Source organism: Desulfovibrio sp. ZJ200 (genome assembly GCF_011039095.1).
Classification (GTDB): domain Bacteria; phylum Desulfobacterota; class Desulfovibrionia; order Desulfovibrionales; family Desulfovibrionaceae; genus Desulfovibrio.
The window spans coordinates 1-18,111 of record NZ_JAAKEH010000051.1 but is presented as its reverse complement, the minus strand read 5'-3'; the positions used below and the strand labels follow the sequence as shown (position 1 = coordinate 18,111).

Genomic DNA, 18,111 nt, shown 5'->3' with positions numbered 1-18,111 from the left:
AATTGCTCTGGCGGCCGCGGGAGCGGACGCCCGCGCCGAATGAGCGTCCAGACCGCGTTCTGGACGCGAAATGATGGCAGCGCCGCTTTTGAAATTGAATAATTTCAAAAGCAAAATGCTCTAGAGCATTTTCTCTTTGAAAATGCTTTAACGCCAGCCAAGGGACGGCAAACACTCCGGCCCGCGCTTGCTGTCGCCCTGTTCGCTCGCGTCACCCTGCGGATACCGATCGCGGCCCGTGGCGTACGGGCAACAGCCGAGAGGCCCGGGAGCATGCTTATTGCGGCTGTGCTCCCGGCGCGTCTTTTGTGCCGCTTGCAGCCGGGCTTTCGTCACTGTCCGGCTGATTGCCGGGCAGCGGGGCTTTTTCCAGCTCTTCGCGCAAAGCGCGCTTGAGATCCTCCCCGGCAGCAGGATCATGCAGGCCCGCGCTCAGATGCTCCACGCCGCGCGGCACGTCTTTCAGATAATAGATGCACAACACGCCCAGGCTGTAGCGCACCGAGGCCTCATCCTTGAGGAGCAGCACCTTTTCCAGAATTTCGGCGGCTTCCTTATGGCGGCCCTGGTTGTGCTCCACAAGGCCCAGAAGATAGAGCGGGCGGGGATTGCTCACATCCAGCGTCACGGCGCGCCGGGCGAAGGCGCCCGCGGCTTCCCAGTTCTGCCGGGCCATCAGGGCTTCACTGAGCTGGACCAGCACCTCCACATTGTCGGGATTCTGGGCGGCCTGCTGCATGAGCGTGCCGATGCGATCCGGCTGGGCCTCGCTCCCCATGCCCGAGGGGGTGGGCGCGAGCTGCACGGTAAGATGCGGATTTTTGAAGCGATCGATCAGGGAAACCGCCAGCATGGCCGTCAGCCCCAGGGCCAGCAGAAGAATCAGCGCGCGGCCCGAGCCGCGGAGAGTGGGCAGATCAGTCATGGTTGAGCATCTCCCATTGCGTCAGACGAGCGGCCAGAGCGCGCTGTTGCGCGCCCAGAAAGGCCAGATACGCGCCAAGCCCGATCCACACCGCGGCATTGGCCAGAATGATCCAGGTGAGGGTATCCATATAAATCCTCCATAATGAGTCTCGGCGCCAGAGCAGAGTACCTTTGAGATTGCCTGAGATTGTCCGATCGCAAAATTTTGCAGGCGTCTGCTCCCGCAGCGGCCGGCGCGATTTCAAAATGAACGTGCTCCAATGCCGTGTGCCGTGTAAACTTGCAGGGTACTACGCAGTCGGCCCGGCGAGCCTGTCGGCCGCGCATGCGTCCAGCCGGGCGCGTAAATCCAACTGGCGCTTGCGCAGCCAGACCAGGCCGGCCCAAAGCAGGCCGAAGGAAAGCACGCAGGCAATGACCGTCAGCTTCATTTCCGGTTCCAGCCCGCCGCCCTTGGCGGCGAAGACCGCGGGATGGATGGAGCGCCAGATCCGGGCCGAGAGAAAAACCAGGGGCACGTCCAGAAAAGCGACCACGCCCACCACCGCGCAGACCAGCCCCTTGCGCTGCGGCGGCAGATCCAGCCCGCGCAGCACCAGATAGCCCGCGTAAACGAACCACATGATCAGCGTGGTGGTCAGGCGCGGATCCCAGGTCCACCAGACGCCCCAGGACGTGCGCGCCCAAAGCATGCCCGTGACCAGCGCAAGCCCGCTCAACAGCACGCCCACCTCGGCGGCGGCGGCGCAGAGGCGGTCAGCGCCGGGACAGCGGCGGATCAGATAGGCGATGGAGCCGAGGAATACCGTAAAAAAACTGAGCAGCGCCCACCAGGCCAGAGGCAGATGCATGTAAAAAATTTTCTGGACCAGGCCGAGCGTGGCTTCCACCGGCGCATATACATAGATCAGCCATTGGCAGCAGGCAAAAGCGAGACCGCCCAGCAGGGCCAGGATTGGCGGCAGCACCGAAAGCGTGGGCCTCTGCGTGGGCATCTGATGGAACTCCTTTGCGCTGCGGGAATCAGTGTTGTGCGGGCTTGCCGAAAGCCGGAGAAACCACGGCACGCGCCCCCAGGGTCAGTGGCCCGGCTTTCCCCTGCGCCGGAAAAGGCCGCGCGCTTCCGGCTACGGCGCCTGTTGCGACCTGCTGTCGCCAAAGCCGCGCCCGGGCCGCTATTCGTCACCCGCGTAAATGAAGGCGAAAAGCAAAAGCCCGGCTCCCAGAAAAACCGCGTCAAAAGCGCAGGCCAAAGCCAGCCAGGAATCCGGGCCGTCCGGCGAGGCCGCGCCCAGGGCCTGCGCGCCCACCCCGATGCCCGCCAGCAGCAGCGGCGTGAGCAGGGGAAAGAGCACGATGCTCAAAAGCGACTCGCGCGCGGCCTGCCCCTGGGCCAGAGCCCCGAGCAAAGAGCCCAGGGCGCACATGCCGAGATCCACGAGCAGGAGGGCCGCCAGACCCGCCGGCCAGGCCGCGCCAAAGCTCTGGCTCAGAAAAACCACGGCCGCGGGCAAAAAAACGATCTGGGCCAGAAGCAGGAGCGCCAGCCCCGCCAGGGCCTTGCCCAGCCACACGGCCTGGATGGGCGCGGGCGAAAGCAGCAGGCCCAGACGGGCGTTGTTCACCTCTTCCAGGGCATAGAGCTGGTTGAAAATCAGCACCTGGCAAAAGGCCGAACTCAGCCAGAACACCGCGGCCGCGCCCTGCGGGCTCATGCGTTCGCCGATGCCCTGGGACAGACTGAAGACAAAGAGCAGCAACAGGCCCAGCAACAAGGCCTGCACAAGCCCGCTGCCCCGCGCCAGGGTCAGGGCCAGATCCTTGCGGGCCACGGCCCAGGTCAGGCGCAGCATGCCCTGTCTCCGGCCCGCGCGTCGCCCATGCCCGCTTGCGGGGCATAGCCGGCAAAGGCCTCCGGCGGCCCGTCATAGGCGAGTCTGCGCTCCTCCAGGGCCAGCAGGCGGTCGGCCAGGGGCGCGTCGCCGCTCAGGTCATGGCTGATCAGCACCACGCAGGCCCCGCGATTGCGCGCGGCCCGCACTTCCCGGCGCAGCAGGGCCAGGGAGGCCGCATCCAGGCCGGTGCCCGGCTCATCCAGCAAAAGCAGATCCGGCTCCAGCATGAGCACGCGCGCCAGATTCAGGCGCTGGGCCATGCCGCGCGAAAAAACCCCGGCCCGCTCCTGGGCGTGCGCCGCAAGGCCCACCCGCTCCAGCGCGGCCTGCAAATCCTGCCCGGAAAGGCGCAGGCCGTGCGCCTCGCGCCAGAAGGCCAGGTTTTCCAGAGCCGTGAGGCCCGGGTATAAAAAAGTGGCGTGGCCCAGATAGCCCAGGCGGATGTCCTCCCCGGCGCGGCGCACGGTGCCGGCGCTGGGCCGCGACAGCCCGGCCATGATGCGCAGCAGCGTGCTCTTGCCCGCGCCGTTGCCGCCCACCAGCAGCGAGACGCTGCCCGCCGCGAACGAGCAGCTTACATCCTTGAAGATCACTTTGACGCCGTAAAGCTTGGCGACGTGGCTGAGCTCAAGCATGGGCCCCGATCCCCCGGCCTCAGTTTCCGGCAGTGCCCGCGTTGGCGGAGCCGTCAGGCCGGTCGCCATCCTCATGATCGGGATCGTCGCCGGGCGACGCGGTCTGCCGGTTGCGGCGGCGCAGGCCCAGCAAGGGCAGCAGGCACATCAGGGCGCCGCCGATCCAGATCCAGTTGACCAGAGGTTCCACGCTGACCTTGACCAGCACGCGCAAATCCTCGTCCAGACCCAGCAGGGAAGCGTAAATTTCATTGCCCAGGCCGGGGATCACATCCACCTCGGAGAACTGCATGCTGCCGAACTTGTCGTACATGCGGCGTTCCGGAGCCAGCACGCCCAGCGTCACGCCGTCCCTGGCGATCTGCAACTGGGCCGCAATATAGTCGTAGCCGGGCTGTCTGCCGTCCTGGAGGTCCAGAAGCGTGGCCGTGTACGCGCCCACCGTTTTGCTTTCGCCCCTGGCCAGCAGCAGTTCCCCGCTCTGCGTGTAGGGGCCGGAAAAGGCCACGCCCAGGGCCACCAGGGCCATGCCCAGATGCGCGCCCAGCGCGCCCAGCGCGGCGGGCTGACGGCGCACGGCTTTATCGGTCAGCAGCAGAACGACGCCCAGGGCAATGGCAAAGGCCGCGGACGCGCCGATCAGGGCCGTAGGCTGACGATAGCCCAGCGCCCAGATCGCTCCGGCGCTGCCCACAAAAGCCCCCAGCATCGCGAAGAAGCGGCCCTTGCTGCGCAGGCCGCCGTTCCAGCCCAGCCAGGGGCAGGCCGCCATCAGCAGCATCAGCAACGCGCCCAGAGGCAGGCAGACGCGGTTGTAGAAATTGGCGTCCAGGCCGCGCGGCGCGGTTGTCCAGAGTTTGCTGATCACCGGCCACATGGTGGCGATCAGAATAATGGCGGCCAGGGCCAGCAGCACCCAGGCCACCAGAGTCAGAAAGCCCTCGCGGCTGTCCAGCCCGGCCAGAGGCCCGCCCTCGCGCGGAGCCGTGCAGGCGGCCCAGAAGGTGACCACAAGCCCGGCCAGCACAAAGACGGTCAGGGGCGTGCCCACCGAGCCGTCGCCGAAGGCGTGCACCGAGTCAATGACCCCGCTGCGCACCAGATAGGTGGCGAAAAAGGCCGACACCGTGGTCAGGGCCATCATGGCCACATTGACCCGCCCGAGCTTGCCGCGCCGATCCTGCACGATCAGGGTGTGCAGGGACGCCGTGCCGATCAGCCAGGGGATCAGGGAAGCGTTTTCCACCGGGTCCCAGGCCCAGTAGCCGCCCCAGCCCAGCTCCATATAGGCCCACCAGGCCCCGAGCACAATGCCCGCGGTCAGGAACAGCCAGGCCAGGATGATGAACGGCCGGGTCAGGCGAAACCAGGCCCCTTCGCCCTGCCCGCGCCCGGAAAGGCTCTGGGCCAGGGCCAGGCATGCAGGCACGGCAAAGCCTCCATAGCCCAGGAACAGCAAGGGCGGATGGAAGATCATGCCCGGGTTCTGCAGCAGGGGGTTCAGGCCGTTGCCGTCCGGCGGCGCCGGGGTCTGCATCACAAAGGGATTGCTCCAGTTGGTCAGCACCAGGGTGAAAAAGGCCATGATCACATAAAAAAAGGCCCAGTGCCACAGGCGCGTGGCCGGGCTCAGGCGATTGTAAGCCCTGGTGCAGGCGAAGGCCGTGCCGCTCATGGCCACGGCCAGCGCCCAAAAGAGCATGGAGCCGGGCTGCCCGGCCCAGAAGGCTGTGAGGCGGTAAAAGACCGGCAGGATCAAATCCGTGTAGCTTGCCACATACTGCAGGCTGAAGTCGCGCCAGTAGAGCGCGTGCAGCAAAAGGGCCGAGGCCGCAAGCAACGCGCCGCTGATGAGCCAGTGCCCTTTTTCAATCAGGCGCAGGATGTCGGCGCGCCCCTGCCAGAGCTGGAGCAGGGCCATGCCGCAGCCCCCAAGGGCGCAGAGCAGGGCCAGAAGTTGCATGGCGTAAGCAAAAACGTACATGGGGCTCCTTTATGCGCGGATATGGGCAATACTCATGAGAGGGCCGGAAACTGCCCGGCCCGGTGTGATCCCGAAAAAAAGCGACGCCCCGGCATAAGGGGCGCTCGCCTGGGGTCAGCTTTGACGATTTTCTTTCTGGTATTTGGAAGGGCATTTGGTCATCAGGGTTTTGGCCGCAAAACGGCCTTCCGGTCCCATGCCGCCTTCCACAATGACTTCCGCCCCGGCCTTGAAGGTGTCGGGCACGGCTCCGCTGTAGCTGACCTCAATGATCTGGCTGGCATTGTCCTTGTCTTCCAGAAGGAAGCTCACGCCCGGCCTCTCCCGATGCTTTTCAATGCCCTCCCTGGCCACAGTGCCGAACAGGCGGGCAGAGATCAGCTTGTCCGGCGGGGCGGCCTTGGCTTCGGCCACATTCAGAAAATAAACGCTGTTCTCCGAGAAGCCGGCAAAGACGAGGTAGCCGACGCCGCCCAGAAAAAGCAGCAGCGCGGCCAGGTAAATACAGGTATTTTTTTTGCGGGCCATGGGTCCACTCCGGTTTGTGCGCTGACCAACGGTGGCGTAGCCTAGCGTATTTCGGTTTTTCTGACAAGATAAGAATTGTTCTTGATAAAAGCGGCATGGACCGCGGGCTGCGGCCAAAGCGCCTGCGGCCGAGCGCCGGACGGGCCGAGCGCGCAGGGAAAAGGACGCGGCAACAACCTATTGAAACATTACATCTAGGACGTCGACCGGCTTGCGGGCATCTTCCGGGCAACGGCCTTGCGCCGCTCGCGGGCCAGGGCGCGCAGATCCGCCACATTGTCGCTTTCGTCCAGAATTTCGCTGCCCAGGATTTCTTCCAGCACGTCCTCCAGGGAAACCACGCCCGCCAGACCGCCGTATTCGTCCAGCACCGCGAAAAGATGCACCCGGGCCTGGAGCAGCTCGCGCAGCAGCACGTCAAGGGTCTGGCTTTCCAGCACAAAATGCAGGGGCCGCATGATTTCAGAAAGGGGCGTGGCCTGCTTGCCGTCCTTGATGCAGCGGCCCAGGGTGCGGCGCTCCACAAAGCCCACCAGATCTTCGTTGTCCTCGCCATAGACCGGAATGCGGCTGAAATGCCAGATGCGCTGGTCCTTGTAGGCTTCTTCCACGGTGATATCCGCGGGCAGGGAAAAAACCACGGTGCGCGGGGTCATGATCTCATGGGCGCGCTTCTGATCCAGGGAGAGCACGTTGCGGATGAAGCGTTCCTCGTAAGGTTTGATCCGCCCGGCCTGACGGGAAAGGCTGGTCACGGCGCAGATGTCGTCTTCCGAAATTTCCGGCCCGGCTGAGGGCGGCGAGAGCAGGCGGGTGAGCAGGCCTGTGAGCCAAAGTATGGGGCTGAGCAGTTTGATGATCAGGGCCAGGGGCCGGGCCAGGGCTCCGGCCAGGGGCGTGGCGTAGGCCACGCCCAGGGTTTTGGGCACAATCTCGCCAAAGGCCAGGATCAGCACGGTGAAGCCCAGAGCGAAAAGCGCCATGTGCTCCGCGCCGAAAGCCGCCAGAAAGGCCGCGCCCGCCACGGTCGACCCGGCCGTGTTGGCTACGGTGTTCAGGGTCAGGATGGCGGCAATGGGCTTGTCCACCTCGGTGCGCAGCTTGTAGAGCAGCTCGCCCACCGGGCGGCCCATGCGGCGCAGGCGTTCGATGGAGGACCAGGGCACGGCGTACAGCGCGGCTTCCGTGAGGGAACAGGTAAACGAGACCAGAACGGCAATGCCGACGGCCAGGGCAAGGGTGAGCATGACAGGGCATCCTGCGGCTGCGTTTGGCGCGCCCGAAGGCGCGCGGCTGGTTGCGAAAAAACTCAAGGCTCACGCGGCGTGGCCTGCCGCGTCGCGGTTGGACGCTGCGGCCCGGCAGTTGTCGGCCTGTGACGAGGCCCGCGCGTGAGCCGCGGCACACTCTGAAAGCGCGTTTACGGAGATGTTGCAGCGCATATTCTATGGATAGAACTATAGCCCGGCAGCGCGGGCTTGGCAATTGTTCGGGGCAAGGGCGACGCCAGGCTTTTTTGCGCACTCTGCGGGAAGGCCCGCGACCGCGCGTTTCTTGGAGCATATTGCTTTTAAAACGCTCGCTCCGGCGCTTCACGGCGAAAGTAAATTTCGCCTGCGCCTGCCTCTGCTGTCGTCATCCGTAAGGCGGCATAGCCGCCAACGGCTGACGCTCGCGGCGGGCATGGCTTCGCCATGCCAGAGCATTTAGCTCATTTCATGAGCAAAACACTCTCAGCGAAAACAGAAGCCGGGCCGGAGAAAAACAGGCGATCCACAGGAAAATACATGCCGCCGCTTGACAGCCGCGGCCCCAGGGCCTATATATTTTTTCGCGATACAAAATGTCGCGTATGGCGCGGGGTGGAGCAGCTCGGTAGCTCGTCGGGCTCATAACCCGAAGGCCGCAGGTTCAAATCCTGCCCCCGCAACCAGGAACTTCAAGCCTTTAGGGGAATAGCCCTAAAGGCTTTTTCTGTTTTTCTAACCTATTTCTAACCAGAGAGCCGAAACCTCCATTGATGCGGGCTGACGGGTTTTGATGGGGCTTGCGGCGCGGGCGGGGAATGTGGTGAGAGCATGGTGAGAAGAGGAATTTTGTGGGGGAATGCCAAACTGAAGGGCATGTCCCAGAGCATTTTCTCTTTGAAAATGCTCTAACCAATTTTCCAACATCCAGCGGATCAAAAATTCTGGTAACCTTTGATAGAGGAAAGACCTCTGTTCCTGGGCCGGGAACAGATCTCGAATACTTTACCTCATAACGAGATTCATCAGTGTTTCATAGCTATCGACAACGTCATAGATGACAGAGTCGGAACTTATAGCCTTAAAATGTTCTCTGGCACAGTGAATTTTTGCCTCCTCTATTTTGCGGAGCTGCATGGAAGACATGGAACCCTTTGTTTCAGCAACAAAGTAAATATGTTTTACGTTCCCTTCATGGAAGGCAATAGCCCAGTCTGGATTGTATTTGCCTACTGGCGTGTTGATATAAAAACCACGCGGCAATTTCACATAGACAGCCACTTCGCTTGCCGAATCCATATTTGAGGCAAATTTTTGCTCATTTTCAGAATCATATACTATATAATCGTAAAGATGTTTGTTGGCGGGCATCGCGTTGACGCCAAGCTGTCCTTTCAATGTCGGTTCGGTAAATATCGTTGTAGCGTAGGAAGAGTCCAGCTTGTCGTAAGTAATATGCTGGATGATCACTGTCGCCTTTTGTTCGTTGATGATGCCTGATGCCCGGATAATGAATTCTTCAGGGTTATTTTTGAACTGGTCAAAGACACTTTTTCCCATACCACTGAGAATATCTGCTACCGCCTTGCGGGTGAGTCCGGTTTCGGCCACCACTTTGCCGATAAGATCATATTTTACGAAGACGCCAGCTGCGGCGTCAACGGTATAGGTTTTGCTTTCCTTTCTGCGCATGGCTGAGCCTGAAAGCAGATTTTCTCTGGATGCAATATCATGCAACGCGCCGCCCTCGACCCTGATGAAGAGTTGCGACACGCGCAGTTCACGGTTCAGGGCCGCTATGGCTTTGGCTACGAGTTCCTTCTCGTCAAATGTGACCATATAGGCGGATTTGGCGTTTATTTTTGCCCATAATGCCTGGAATTCCCTGCTCTCCAGTTTCTTCCGGTCAAGTGTCGCCTCGACATTGCTGCTGCGGGCGTTATCCACCTTTACAGGTTCATACACAGAATCAAGAATAGCGATGACAGCGTCCTTGCAATCAGCGGCTTCTTCGGCAAGCTCCAGCGTGCCATTTTTCTTGTCGGCGTAATATTTTTCGGTAAGAACACCTTTTTTTACATAGCCGTTGGTAATAAGCCCTTCATAGATGCTTTGGGCAAGGTCGTCGTCCACAACCTGTTCCGCACCGCTGGCATCTTTAATGACCTTGCCCTTGAACAGGTCAGCCGTGACTTTGCGCGGCCTGTCGGCAACGGCTTCGGCAATTTCAGACTGCAAGCCTTTGGCGAAACTGTCGTAGCTCTCATTGGCGATGACGGTAAGAATGTTGATGTTATGAACGTCTTCTCCCAGCAGGTTGGCATCCATGCGCTCGCCGTTCTGGTTGACGGAAAGACGCAGGCCGCGGCCGACTTCCTGCCGTTTGCGGACATCGCTGCCGCTTTGCTTGAGAGTGCAAATCTGGAAAACATTGGGGTTGTCCCAGCCCTCGCGCAACGCGGAATGAGAGAAGATAAAGCGCACCGGTTCCGCCCGATCCAGAAGGCGTTCCTTGTTCTTCATAATCAGGTCATAGGCGTCGCTGTCGTCGGACGTGCGTTCTTTTCTGTCACCGAGCTTGCTGTCCACAAGACGTTTACTTTTTTTATCAATGGAAAAATATCCGGCATGGGCGGTTTCCGCCTGACAGGCATTGAGGAATTTACTGTACTCTTCTTCGCCGAAGTTAATCTGCATATTTTTGAGGACGGCGTTATATTCTTCTTCAAACATATCCGCATATTCGCCGTTATGCGCCATACCGGAATCATCATATTGTTTGTATTTGGCAACTTCATCAATAAAAAAGAGTGATAAGACTTTTATCCCTTTATAAAATAGTATCCTCTCCCGCTCAAAATGGGAAATGATGGTTTCCCTGATTTGAATACGGCGCAGATATTCCTCTTTGACCTTCCCGATAACATCGCCAGCAAACAGTTTCTTCCCGTTCACAAATTCAAGGGAGCTGTCACGTCCGTCAATACGTCGGACAACATAACCATCTTTATATTCGGTCAGTTCGCCGGAATGGGGAAACAGGTTACAGCCTTCATTGACAATGAGCCGTTTCGGACGGATACCCGAGGCGCTCTTTACCTCAAACTCAATGGTAGCTGTGGGATTGCCCCTGGAAAGATTGATGCTTTCCAGATAGACATAGCCCTCTGTGCCGGTTGTACCGGATGTGGCGATGCCCTTGACTGCGATTTTTTTGACCAGTCTCTTGTTATACGCCTCCATCGCGTCAAGGCGATACACCATATTATAGATGCTGTCCGCCCTGTGCGTGGCGGAATAGCGCAAGGTGAACAAGGGGTTGAATTCGCGCAGCCTGTCTTTTGTGGCCCTGCCTTCCACGGATTGCGGCTCGTCGATAATCAGAATCGGGTTGGTTTTGGCAAGGATGTCAATGGGCTTGCGGCTGCGGAACTCGTCCAGCTTCATGTATATGCGCCGCGCGTCCCTGCCCCTGGCGTTGAAGGCCTGGGAGTTGATAATCATGACATTGATGGCGCTGTCGGAGGCGAAACGGTCAATCTCGGTAAGTTGCGCGGAATTGTAAATGAAGTACCGGATTTTTTTGCCGTATTCTTCGGCAAAATGCTCTTCGGTGATCTGAAAGGATTTATACACCCCTTCCCGGATGGCCACGCTGGGCACGACAATGATGAACTTGCTCCAGCCGTAACGCTGGTTCAGTTCATACATGGTCTTGATGTACGTGTACGTCTTGCCGACGCCGGTTTCCATTTCCACCGTCAGATTATATCTGCCCGCAAGCTCCGGGGACGGGGCAATCTGCTGACTGCGCTGTATCTTCTGAATGTTTTCCAGAATCATGCCGTCGCTTACCTGGGGCACAATACGGGCGTTGCCGAAACCGGTGAAATCCTCTTCTTCCGTCAGGCTGGAGCGTTGCGTGATGCCCTTATCCATCATGTAAGACGGTGTAAGACGCGGCTGGCCGGTAAACACATCGCAGACCGCCCTGGCGGCGTCCGCCTGAAATTTCTGGTGCCTGAACTGCAGTTTCATCGGTCACATACTCCGAAACAGTCCGCTATATCACTTTTACCGTGGTATGGGGCGCGAACAGTTTGAATATTTCCTCCACGTTGATTTTCTCCGGCGAACCGGCAAAGCTGCTGTCACGGAAGACCACGCGGAGCGGCTGACGGCCGGCTATTTCCTTCACCACCTGTTCGCTGACGCGCGGGGCGAAGCAGGCTATCAGGTCGCCGTCGTTGTAAATGTGAACGGTCACGCCGTCTATCTGCTCCTGCGTGTGCGGCAGAGAAAGGGGCAGGCCCCAGTCCAGCAGACAGCCGTAGAGCAGATCCATATCTGTGCGACCGTCTTTGATATTGCTGACCATGTCCTGCAAGTTACCCTGTGTGTATTCTCCGGCGGCGTAATACACATCCTTCATGTTGCTGTCGTCGAGCTTCAGAACACGAAAACCGATGTCGGGAACGGCTTTCGCTTCGCCGTCGAGTTTGAGCTGGCTGTTGGCAGCCTCAATTTCGGCCCTGATTTTCTCCCCGGCGCGGCGGATACGCTCCTTGCCGATTTCGCAGATGTTTTTGTACCCGGCCTTGGCGGCTTCACTGTCCGGCGCGCAGACTTCCGGCAGTTGCACCATGATGAATTTACGATTGCCGCCGTCTTCGGCGTTGAGTTGCATGACCGCATGGGCGGTGGTGGCGGAGCCGGAGAAGAAATCGATGAGGGTATAGTTATCTTCCACGTTCACCAATTTTATCAACTCCATCAGGAGTCGCTTACTTTTGGGATTATCAAAAGGTACATCAATTTCTTTTCCAATCTGTGATACTTCAATATCTGTCCAGTTGCTTGTTCTCAGTGCGGTATCAGAAGGAGCAACCCAATGCTGAACACCGCCATTCTTCCCCGTTCCATTCGGAATTCTTCTGATAAAGTCTGTAATACCTGTTTTAGCGGAATAGCTCTCCAGACTCATTTTTTCCTGGAACTCACTAACGTATTTTTGGTAATTTGCCACAGCAATTTCTGCTTTTTCTCTGGAGTTCCGCCATTGTCCAGTTGTAGGCGTAAATCCAAGAATATCATAACGCATTGTTGGTCTGTCCGCATTGCTCCAAAACACATCCCATCTTCCTTTTGGGGAAGCATCAGATTTTTTTGCCCTTAATGCATTCATGAAAAAAGTCTGACTTTTAGCATATACCAAAACATATTCAAAACCAACATTCATGCTGTAAAGTCCATTATCCGCAAATTGAGAATTAAGGCTCTTAACTCTTCTCCGAACAAGAATTGTGTTGCGGAAATTATCAGCGCCAAAGACCTCGCTACATATTTTGGTTAAGTTATTTAGTTCACCGTTGTCGATGCTGATAAAAATGACACCATCATCACTCAACAAATTTCTCGCCAGCACTAACCTCGGATACATCATACTGCACCAGTCTGAATGAAAACGGCCGTTGCTTTCCGTATTCCGAAAGAGCCTGTCTCCGTCATCATCATACACGCCGGAGGCTTCATCATATTCATCTTTATCAACGGAAAAATCATCTCTATATATAAAGTCGTTGCCGGTATTGTACGGCGGGTCGATGTAAATCATCTTGACCTTGCCGAGATAGCTTTCCTGCAAAAGCTTCAGCACTTCGAGGTTGTCGCCTTCAATGTACAAATTTTCCGTAGTATCCCAGTTTTTGCTTTCTTCCACGCAGGGGCGGAGCGTTTTGCGGATGGGCCGCCCCGCTTCGCGGATGGCTTCACGTTTGCCGACCCAGGTAAACTCATAGGCTTCATCGCCCATGATCTCATCGCCCAGCATGGTGCGGAGCAGGTCAAAATTGACCTTGCCCCCGGCCACCACGCCGGGGAAAAGCGCGGCGATTTTCTGAACATTCGCGGCAGTCAGATCGGGGGTTTCCATTTTGAGCTTGTCCACTATATCGTCTCCCATTCTTTTTTCAGCCGTTTCAGTGCCGCATTCAGTTCCACCTGCCGGTTGAACTGCTTCTCCCGGTGAATCCTGCTCTCCAGCGCGGCAATTTCCCGCTGGAGTTTTTGCCGCCGCTCGTCGCGACTGATGGCTTTTTTGATATCACCGGCATCAGTATCCTGGAAACAAGTTTCATGGGATAAGCTCCCATTGTCCGCCCTTGGTTGGGCCGGTGCGGCGCAATAGGCCCTTTTCCTTGAGCGTGGTTATTCTGGTAAGAACCGTGCGCCGACTCACCTTCAGGGCATCGGCGAGTTCGGCAGTGGTTATGCGCGGATTGGCGACGATGCGTTCAAGGAGCGCAGAAAGTTCTGGTGCAATTTCTGGTGCAAAATCGCGTGGATTTGCACCAGAAAACCTCTGTTTCTGGTGCAAATTCTGTGTTTCCGGTGCAGGTTCCGGTGCAACGGCCCCGGCCCCTTCTGCCGACCTGTGCGTCCTGCGTACAATGGCCTTGAACAGCGAGCCCTCCCGATCATCTTCAAAATCAATGTTCGGCCATGCCTCAAGAGCGCGCAGAATGCCGGAACCAATGCCGTGGTAGGGCAAAAGTCCCTTGGCGGCGTAGGAAATCAGGATGGGATTGCGGATATTGGAATTGCCGGTCTTGATATTGGCTATGGTCAGATTGTTCGGCAGTGTGCCGGGGCTGACGATTTCCACGCGGTCATCAAAGATGAAAATGCGGATGGGCGCGCTGACAAGATAATCCCTGTGCACAAGAGCATTGACCAGCAGTTCCTCAAAGACCTGTTCCGGTATTTCCGGCGTACCCGGCGCATTGACGCCATTCTTGCCCTGCACCTTGTGCAGGTTGCGCATGACAAAGGCCAGGGCGTCCTTGAAGAGCCTGCTCAACGGGCCTTCGAAATCTTCACTGTCGTCATAGCGGTCAGCGTGAACGGCGAGCCCCGGAAAGCGGACGCCCTTGGCCACGAACTGCGGAAAAACCAGTTCCGGCTGTTCGGCAAAAAGCAGCACTCCGGCCAGGTTGAGATTGCCGTCGCCAGCGGCGAGATTCAGATTTTGCAGCAGGCGCAGTTGTTCAGCATGTGTATCCGGGAAATCACTGTTGTATCGCTTTTTCAGAAAATCCCGGAACAGCAGCCTGTCCAGCTTGTCGATGCCAGCCTTTGTGGGCAATTCATCGGCATGAAACTGGCTGGTGTACTGGAAAAGCCGGCGCAATTCCTCCTTTGAATTGATGCGCCGCTTGTCCGCCCCGGCTTTCAGCCAGATGACGCCCTTCCTGTCAAAATAGGGTTTGTCCATTCCCGCCGGAACGGTCAGGGCGATAATCACATTTCCATTTTCAAGAAGAATATTCTGTGTCTGCACCACAAGCGGGCTGCGGACATGCTGGCTGGCGGCGTTGCTGATCAACTGGTTTGCATCATGCACTTCTTGGGACGTTATGCCGGAAATGGTTCCATCATCCTGCACGCCGATAAAGAGGACGCCGCCGTTGGTATTGGCAAAAGCGGTCATTTCCGCAGCCAGAGAATCCGCATTGTCGATTCTGGACTTGAACTGGCGTGTGCTGTCCTCACCTGCGGCGACCTGCTCCCTGAGCGTCTGAAGCGTGAATGCCATGCCAGCCCCCTGCAACAAGATTTCTTGCCTGTGTCATGTATACACAATAATCAGAACAGCCGCAAAACCTGCCGTCTGCCGGACAAAATGTCCGCCGCCGCGTCCGGCCCGTAACCTTCGGAAATTTTGCCTACCTTTTCCCAGATGAGGCGACGGCCGGATTTAAAGGTGATATAAAAGCAAAGGTCAGGAGAACCGTTAAAAATCTCCGAAGTTTCATACACATAAACTCCAGCCCATTTTTTGGGGTGGTAGCGCCTTTTTTGCGTACCATAGCCTGCCTTGGGCTGTAGGTATTGGGGAGTGAAAACACGTTTTGACCGGCAAAATTTTTCTAACCTATTTCTAACCATTTTCGTCACTGAGGGTCAAAAGATGAATTTTGATAATATATTTAAAATACAAACAATTCAAAACAAATCCATCTGCGTCAAAGCCCGTCAAATCTCTTTTAAAAGGGCTCATAACCCGAAGGCCGCAGGTTCAAATCCTGCCCCAGCAACCATAAGAATTACAGGCGGTTAGCTGTAAAAAGCTGACCGCCTTTTTTTGTTCGGTGCTAACAAATTGCTAACACGGCGCGCTTTTGCTACGGCTGATAACAGCAAGAAGGGCAACAAGGGAGGCTGTCGGCATGGCTCACAAGCGCCTCAAATCAAGCCGCTTTCCGGGGGGTGTACTGGCGGGAGACGACAGACCCGAAACGTCGGCACAACGGCAGGCCGGATCGCTGTTATGACTACTGCCTCCGCGAAGCGGGCAAGCTCAAATGGGTGGCCGTGGGCTGGGTCAGCGAAGGATTCAGCGAACAAAAGGCGGCCAATATGCGCCGCGAAGCTCTTGAAAAGCTGGCCCGTGGTGACGAAGTGGTGCGGGAACAGGCCGCCAGGCTCACTTTGAATATGGCTGCCGACGCTTATTTTGATTGGATGAAGGGCGAACAAAAACATGCCGTTCCAGAACAATGCCGCTATGACGTGCATGTTCGGAACAGTCTGGGGCATCTGACGATCTGGCAGGGGAAGAAAAAGAATCCCGGCTTTGAGGCCGGGGTGGAAGTCGTCAGGCGTGGTCTGTTGTGTGCGCATCCCGCGTCAGGCAGTTGGCGATCCAGACTTTGACCAGTGATTGGCGTGTGACGCCGAGGTGGGCAGCCTCTTTGTCAAGAGCATCGACCATCCATGCGGGAAAGTCCACATTGACACGCCTGGATTTCAGGTTGGGGCGTTCTGCCCTGGACATGTCGGCAAAGGGGAGAACACTTTCGCCGTTGTCGAAATGCTTGTCAAATTCAGTCGCTTTCACAGGCTTCTACCTCATCTTTATGCGAGCGCCGGACGGAAATCAGGCGCACTACACATTCGCGGCACGTCATTATGGCCGTCCAGTGCTTCCCGTGCAATTTGCCGATACAAGGCTTGACGCGGTTCATCCTCGAAGCGCAAAGGGAGAATGAGGAGCCTTTCATCTTTCCAAAGCTCTTGCGCTTCTTGGAAATCAAGCCCATGTTTCTGCCACAACTTTCTGCGCTTCATCCCACTTCTGGACATCCACCGGACGATAAATGCACTTTCAGGTGGGAAGTTGTTCCACCACTCTTTCCCGCAGATTGAAGCGGGGAGCTCAAAAACCTTTCCTCACATCAGCAAATCGTCCAGAAATTCTTGTCCTGCCGCGTTCCAGTTTGTGGAACCGAAGGTAAACTTCGCGAAATCTCAAGATCCTTGTCTTTTGTGCCCATCGCAATCCCCCGTATGTCTTTACAGCCTTGTCTCTACACCCTGTACACCTTCATGACTTCATCGCCCAGGTGGTTGATGACCTTGACCGCGATTCTGCCGGAGGCGGGGCGGTCAAAGGGGCGGGAAGTGGCGCTGTGCAGGCTTTCCCACGCTTCGCGGTCGATTTCGGCCTTGAGGGCGGTCGGCTTTGGAGGTAGTGAAGTTCACATAGCGGGTGGAACCGGTGGGAGTATACGGGTCAAGCAGGGCAAGCACGGGCGGTTTTTCGCCGGCATCCCGCACGCCCGCGCGGTTGACCGCGGCATGGATTTTTTCGCAGGCCATATCCGCCAGGCGGCGATCAAGAAGCATGGCAGGGTAGGCGCCGCCCTCACATTCCAGATAGCCCTCGCGCAGCCATTGCCGGATAATCTTCTTGATCTGCCCGAACAGGTAGAGTCTGGGGTTGCCGTCATCATCCATTTGTTTGCTGCGCAGGTAATGACTGGTCAAATGGGCTATGATGGTGGAGGGGCGCATATCCTTGCGGTCTTCCACCCGCACAGTCGCTGTTTCGCCCACAATGCCGGCCATGAGGGCTTCGGTGGGCCCCACCAGATCGGGGTCGAGCGTGAGGCGGGAATCCTCCGTGAATTGGGCGCGGATATGCTCCCTGGGCAATTCCACCCGGTAGCCGATCACCCTGGGGAAGGGTATTTCCAGCCGGTCCCGCTCCGGCCGCACGGCCTTGACGTGAACTGTCGGGCGGGCCCTGACCGGCGGGACTTTCACCGCCTGAGCCGTGAAGTCAAAGGGGATGCCCATGACATCGGCGTATTCGGTGTTGAACAGCCCTTCTTCATTGAGGTCATAGCTTTGGCGGCGCAAGGCCCGGCCAATGACCTGCTCGCACAAGAGCCGGGTGCCAAAGGCCCGCACGCCCAGCACATGGGTGACGGTGTTGGCGTCCCACCCTTCGGTCAGCATGGAAACGGAGACCACGCAACGGATGTCGCCGCCAAGGCTGTGGGCTTTGCCCACGGTGTTCATCACTTCCCGCAACAGAACGCTGTCATCGATCTCTTTGCCCCGGCGCAAATTCTCGGCCAAAGCGCCGCCGCGCTCCAGGGCTTCGCGCCGGAAGCGCTCTATAGAGCATTTTGCTTTTAACTTTTTACATAGCCACAGGATTTAAACCATCCTTCAGCGTCTTTTTGTGTGATACAACTTAATGCTTTTCCAATGGACTTGTACAGTTCATCACATGTTTTTGCTTTCATACCCCGAAGTAATTGTTTCACTTTGCTCCACATCTTTTCAATGGGATTTAAATCCGGGCTGTATTCTGGAAGGAAAATATACTTGCAGCCTTTTTCCCTTATCAAGTTTTGGGCGGTTTTTGATTTATGGACATTCAAATTATCCATTATAACAACATCGTTAGCTTTAAGCGTTGGAAGAAGAAATTTTTCAATATAAGCATTGTACATTTTTCCATCCAGTGCCCCATCAAAAACAACACTGCAAGTCTCTCCCGTTACCCGGATTGCTGAAAGTATGCTTATCCTTTCCCAACGTCC

The 18,111-nt window shown here is 57.3% G+C and carries 16 protein-coding genes and 1 tRNA gene; 2 read left to right on the top strand and 15 right to left on the bottom strand.

Annotation, left to right across the window (positions count from 1 at the left end; all coding sequences use genetic code 11):
- Nucleotides 1-277: 277 nt before the first annotated feature.
- The 8 genes from G7Y52_RS12345 to G7Y52_RS12310 all read right to left on the bottom strand — a co-directional run bounded on the left by G7Y52_RS12345 (nucleotide 278) and on the right by G7Y52_RS12310 (nucleotide 7,216).
- Nucleotides 278-925, bottom strand: coding sequence for a hypothetical protein (locus G7Y52_RS12345; RefSeq protein WP_165072371.1), 648 nt, complete (start codon nucleotides 923-925; stop codon nucleotides 278-280).
- Nucleotides 918-1,055 carry a CcmD family protein gene (locus G7Y52_RS12340; RefSeq protein WP_165072369.1) on the bottom strand — a complete coding sequence of 46 codons (138 nt, stop codon included), beginning with the start codon at nucleotides 1,053-1,055 and terminating at the stop codon, nucleotides 918-920. The genes G7Y52_RS12345 and G7Y52_RS12340 overlap by 8 nt, the downstream gene beginning before the upstream one ends.
- Nucleotides 1,056-1,217: 162 nt before the next feature.
- Nucleotides 1,218-1,922, bottom strand: a complete 705-nt coding sequence (gene ccsA / locus G7Y52_RS12335) for a cytochrome c biogenesis protein CcsA (RefSeq protein ID WP_241159739.1) — start codon at nucleotides 1,920-1,922, stop codon at nucleotides 1,218-1,220.
- A gap of 180 nt (nucleotides 1,923-2,102) precedes the next feature.
- A complete protein-coding gene (locus tag G7Y52_RS12330) occupies nucleotides 2,103-2,780 on the bottom strand; it encodes a heme exporter protein CcmB (protein WP_165072367.1) in 678 nt (225 codons plus the stop codon).
- Nucleotides 2,768-3,457, bottom strand: coding sequence for a heme ABC exporter ATP-binding protein CcmA (gene ccmA, locus G7Y52_RS12325; RefSeq protein ID WP_165072365.1), 690 nt, complete (start codon nucleotides 3,455-3,457; stop codon nucleotides 2,768-2,770). Before ccmA ends, G7Y52_RS12330 begins: the two co-directional genes overlap by 13 nt.
- 19 nt (nucleotides 3,458-3,476) lie before the next feature.
- On the bottom strand, nucleotides 3,477-5,441 hold the full coding sequence (locus G7Y52_RS12320) for a cytochrome c-type biogenesis CcmF C-terminal domain-containing protein (protein ID WP_165072363.1): 1,965 nt from the start codon (nucleotides 5,439-5,441) through the stop codon (nucleotides 3,477-3,479).
- A 114-nt stretch (nucleotides 5,442-5,555) separates the two neighbouring features.
- The gene (locus G7Y52_RS12315) at nucleotides 5,556-5,969 is read right to left on the bottom strand and encodes a cytochrome c maturation protein CcmE (protein WP_165072361.1); all 414 of its coding nucleotides are present in this window, start codon (nucleotides 5,967-5,969) and stop codon (nucleotides 5,556-5,558) included.
- A gap of 194 nt (nucleotides 5,970-6,163) precedes the next feature.
- A complete protein-coding gene (locus G7Y52_RS12310; protein WP_165072359.1) occupies nucleotides 6,164-7,216 on the bottom strand; it encodes a hemolysin family protein in 1,053 nt (350 codons plus the stop codon).
- Between the two features lie 609 nt (nucleotides 7,217-7,825).
- On the opposite strand from G7Y52_RS12310, the gene G7Y52_RS12305 reads away from it, so the two are divergent.
- A tRNA-Met gene (locus G7Y52_RS12305) sits at nucleotides 7,826-7,902 on the top strand.
- 319 nt (nucleotides 7,903-8,221) lie between these two features.
- On the opposite strand, the gene G7Y52_RS12300 is transcribed toward G7Y52_RS12305, so the two are convergent.
- The 4 genes from G7Y52_RS12300 to G7Y52_RS12280 all read right to left on the bottom strand — a co-directional run bounded on the left by G7Y52_RS12300 (nucleotide 8,222) and on the right by G7Y52_RS12280 (nucleotide 15,034).
- Entirely contained in the window at nucleotides 8,222-11,254 is a 3,033-nt protein-coding gene (locus G7Y52_RS12300) for a DEAD/DEAH box helicase family protein (RefSeq protein ID WP_165072357.1), read from the bottom strand.
- Between the two features lie 25 nt (nucleotides 11,255-11,279).
- The gene (locus tag G7Y52_RS12295; RefSeq protein ID WP_165072355.1) at nucleotides 11,280-13,163 is read right to left on the bottom strand and encodes a site-specific DNA-methyltransferase; all 1,884 of its coding nucleotides are present in this window, start codon (nucleotides 13,161-13,163) and stop codon (nucleotides 11,280-11,282) included.
- A 186-nt stretch (nucleotides 13,164-13,349) separates the two neighbouring features.
- Complete coding sequence (locus G7Y52_RS12285; RefSeq protein ID WP_165072353.1) at nucleotides 13,350-14,810, bottom strand: RNA-binding domain-containing protein; 1,461 nt, start codon at nucleotides 14,808-14,810, stop codon at nucleotides 13,350-13,352.
- A gap of 50 nt (nucleotides 14,811-14,860) precedes the next feature.
- A complete protein-coding gene (locus tag G7Y52_RS12280) occupies nucleotides 14,861-15,034 on the bottom strand; it encodes a hypothetical protein (protein WP_206215292.1) in 174 nt (57 codons plus the stop codon).
- Between the two features lie 450 nt (nucleotides 15,035-15,484).
- Here G7Y52_RS12280 and G7Y52_RS12275 point away from each other — a divergent pair, with 450 nt between their 5' ends.
- Nucleotides 15,485-15,931, top strand: coding sequence for a hypothetical protein (locus G7Y52_RS12275; RefSeq protein ID WP_165072351.1), 447 nt, complete (start codon nucleotides 15,485-15,487; stop codon nucleotides 15,929-15,931).
- Here the strand turns inward: G7Y52_RS12275 and G7Y52_RS12270 are convergent.
- The 3 genes from G7Y52_RS12270 to G7Y52_RS12255 all read right to left on the bottom strand — a co-directional run.
- On the bottom strand, nucleotides 15,873-16,115 hold the full coding sequence (locus G7Y52_RS12270) for an antitoxin (protein WP_165072349.1): 243 nt from the start codon (nucleotides 16,113-16,115) through the stop codon (nucleotides 15,873-15,875). The genes G7Y52_RS12275 and G7Y52_RS12270 overlap by 59 nt on opposite strands.
- A 548-nt stretch (nucleotides 16,116-16,663) precedes the next feature.
- The gene (locus tag G7Y52_RS12260; RefSeq protein WP_165072347.1) at nucleotides 16,664-17,641 is read right to left on the bottom strand and encodes a hypothetical protein; all 978 of its coding nucleotides are present in this window, start codon (nucleotides 17,639-17,641) and stop codon (nucleotides 16,664-16,666) included.
- 56 nt (nucleotides 17,642-17,697) lie between these two features.
- On the bottom strand, nucleotides 17,698-18,111 hold a 414-nt coding region (locus G7Y52_RS12255), incomplete at its 5' end, for a transposase (protein WP_165068458.1).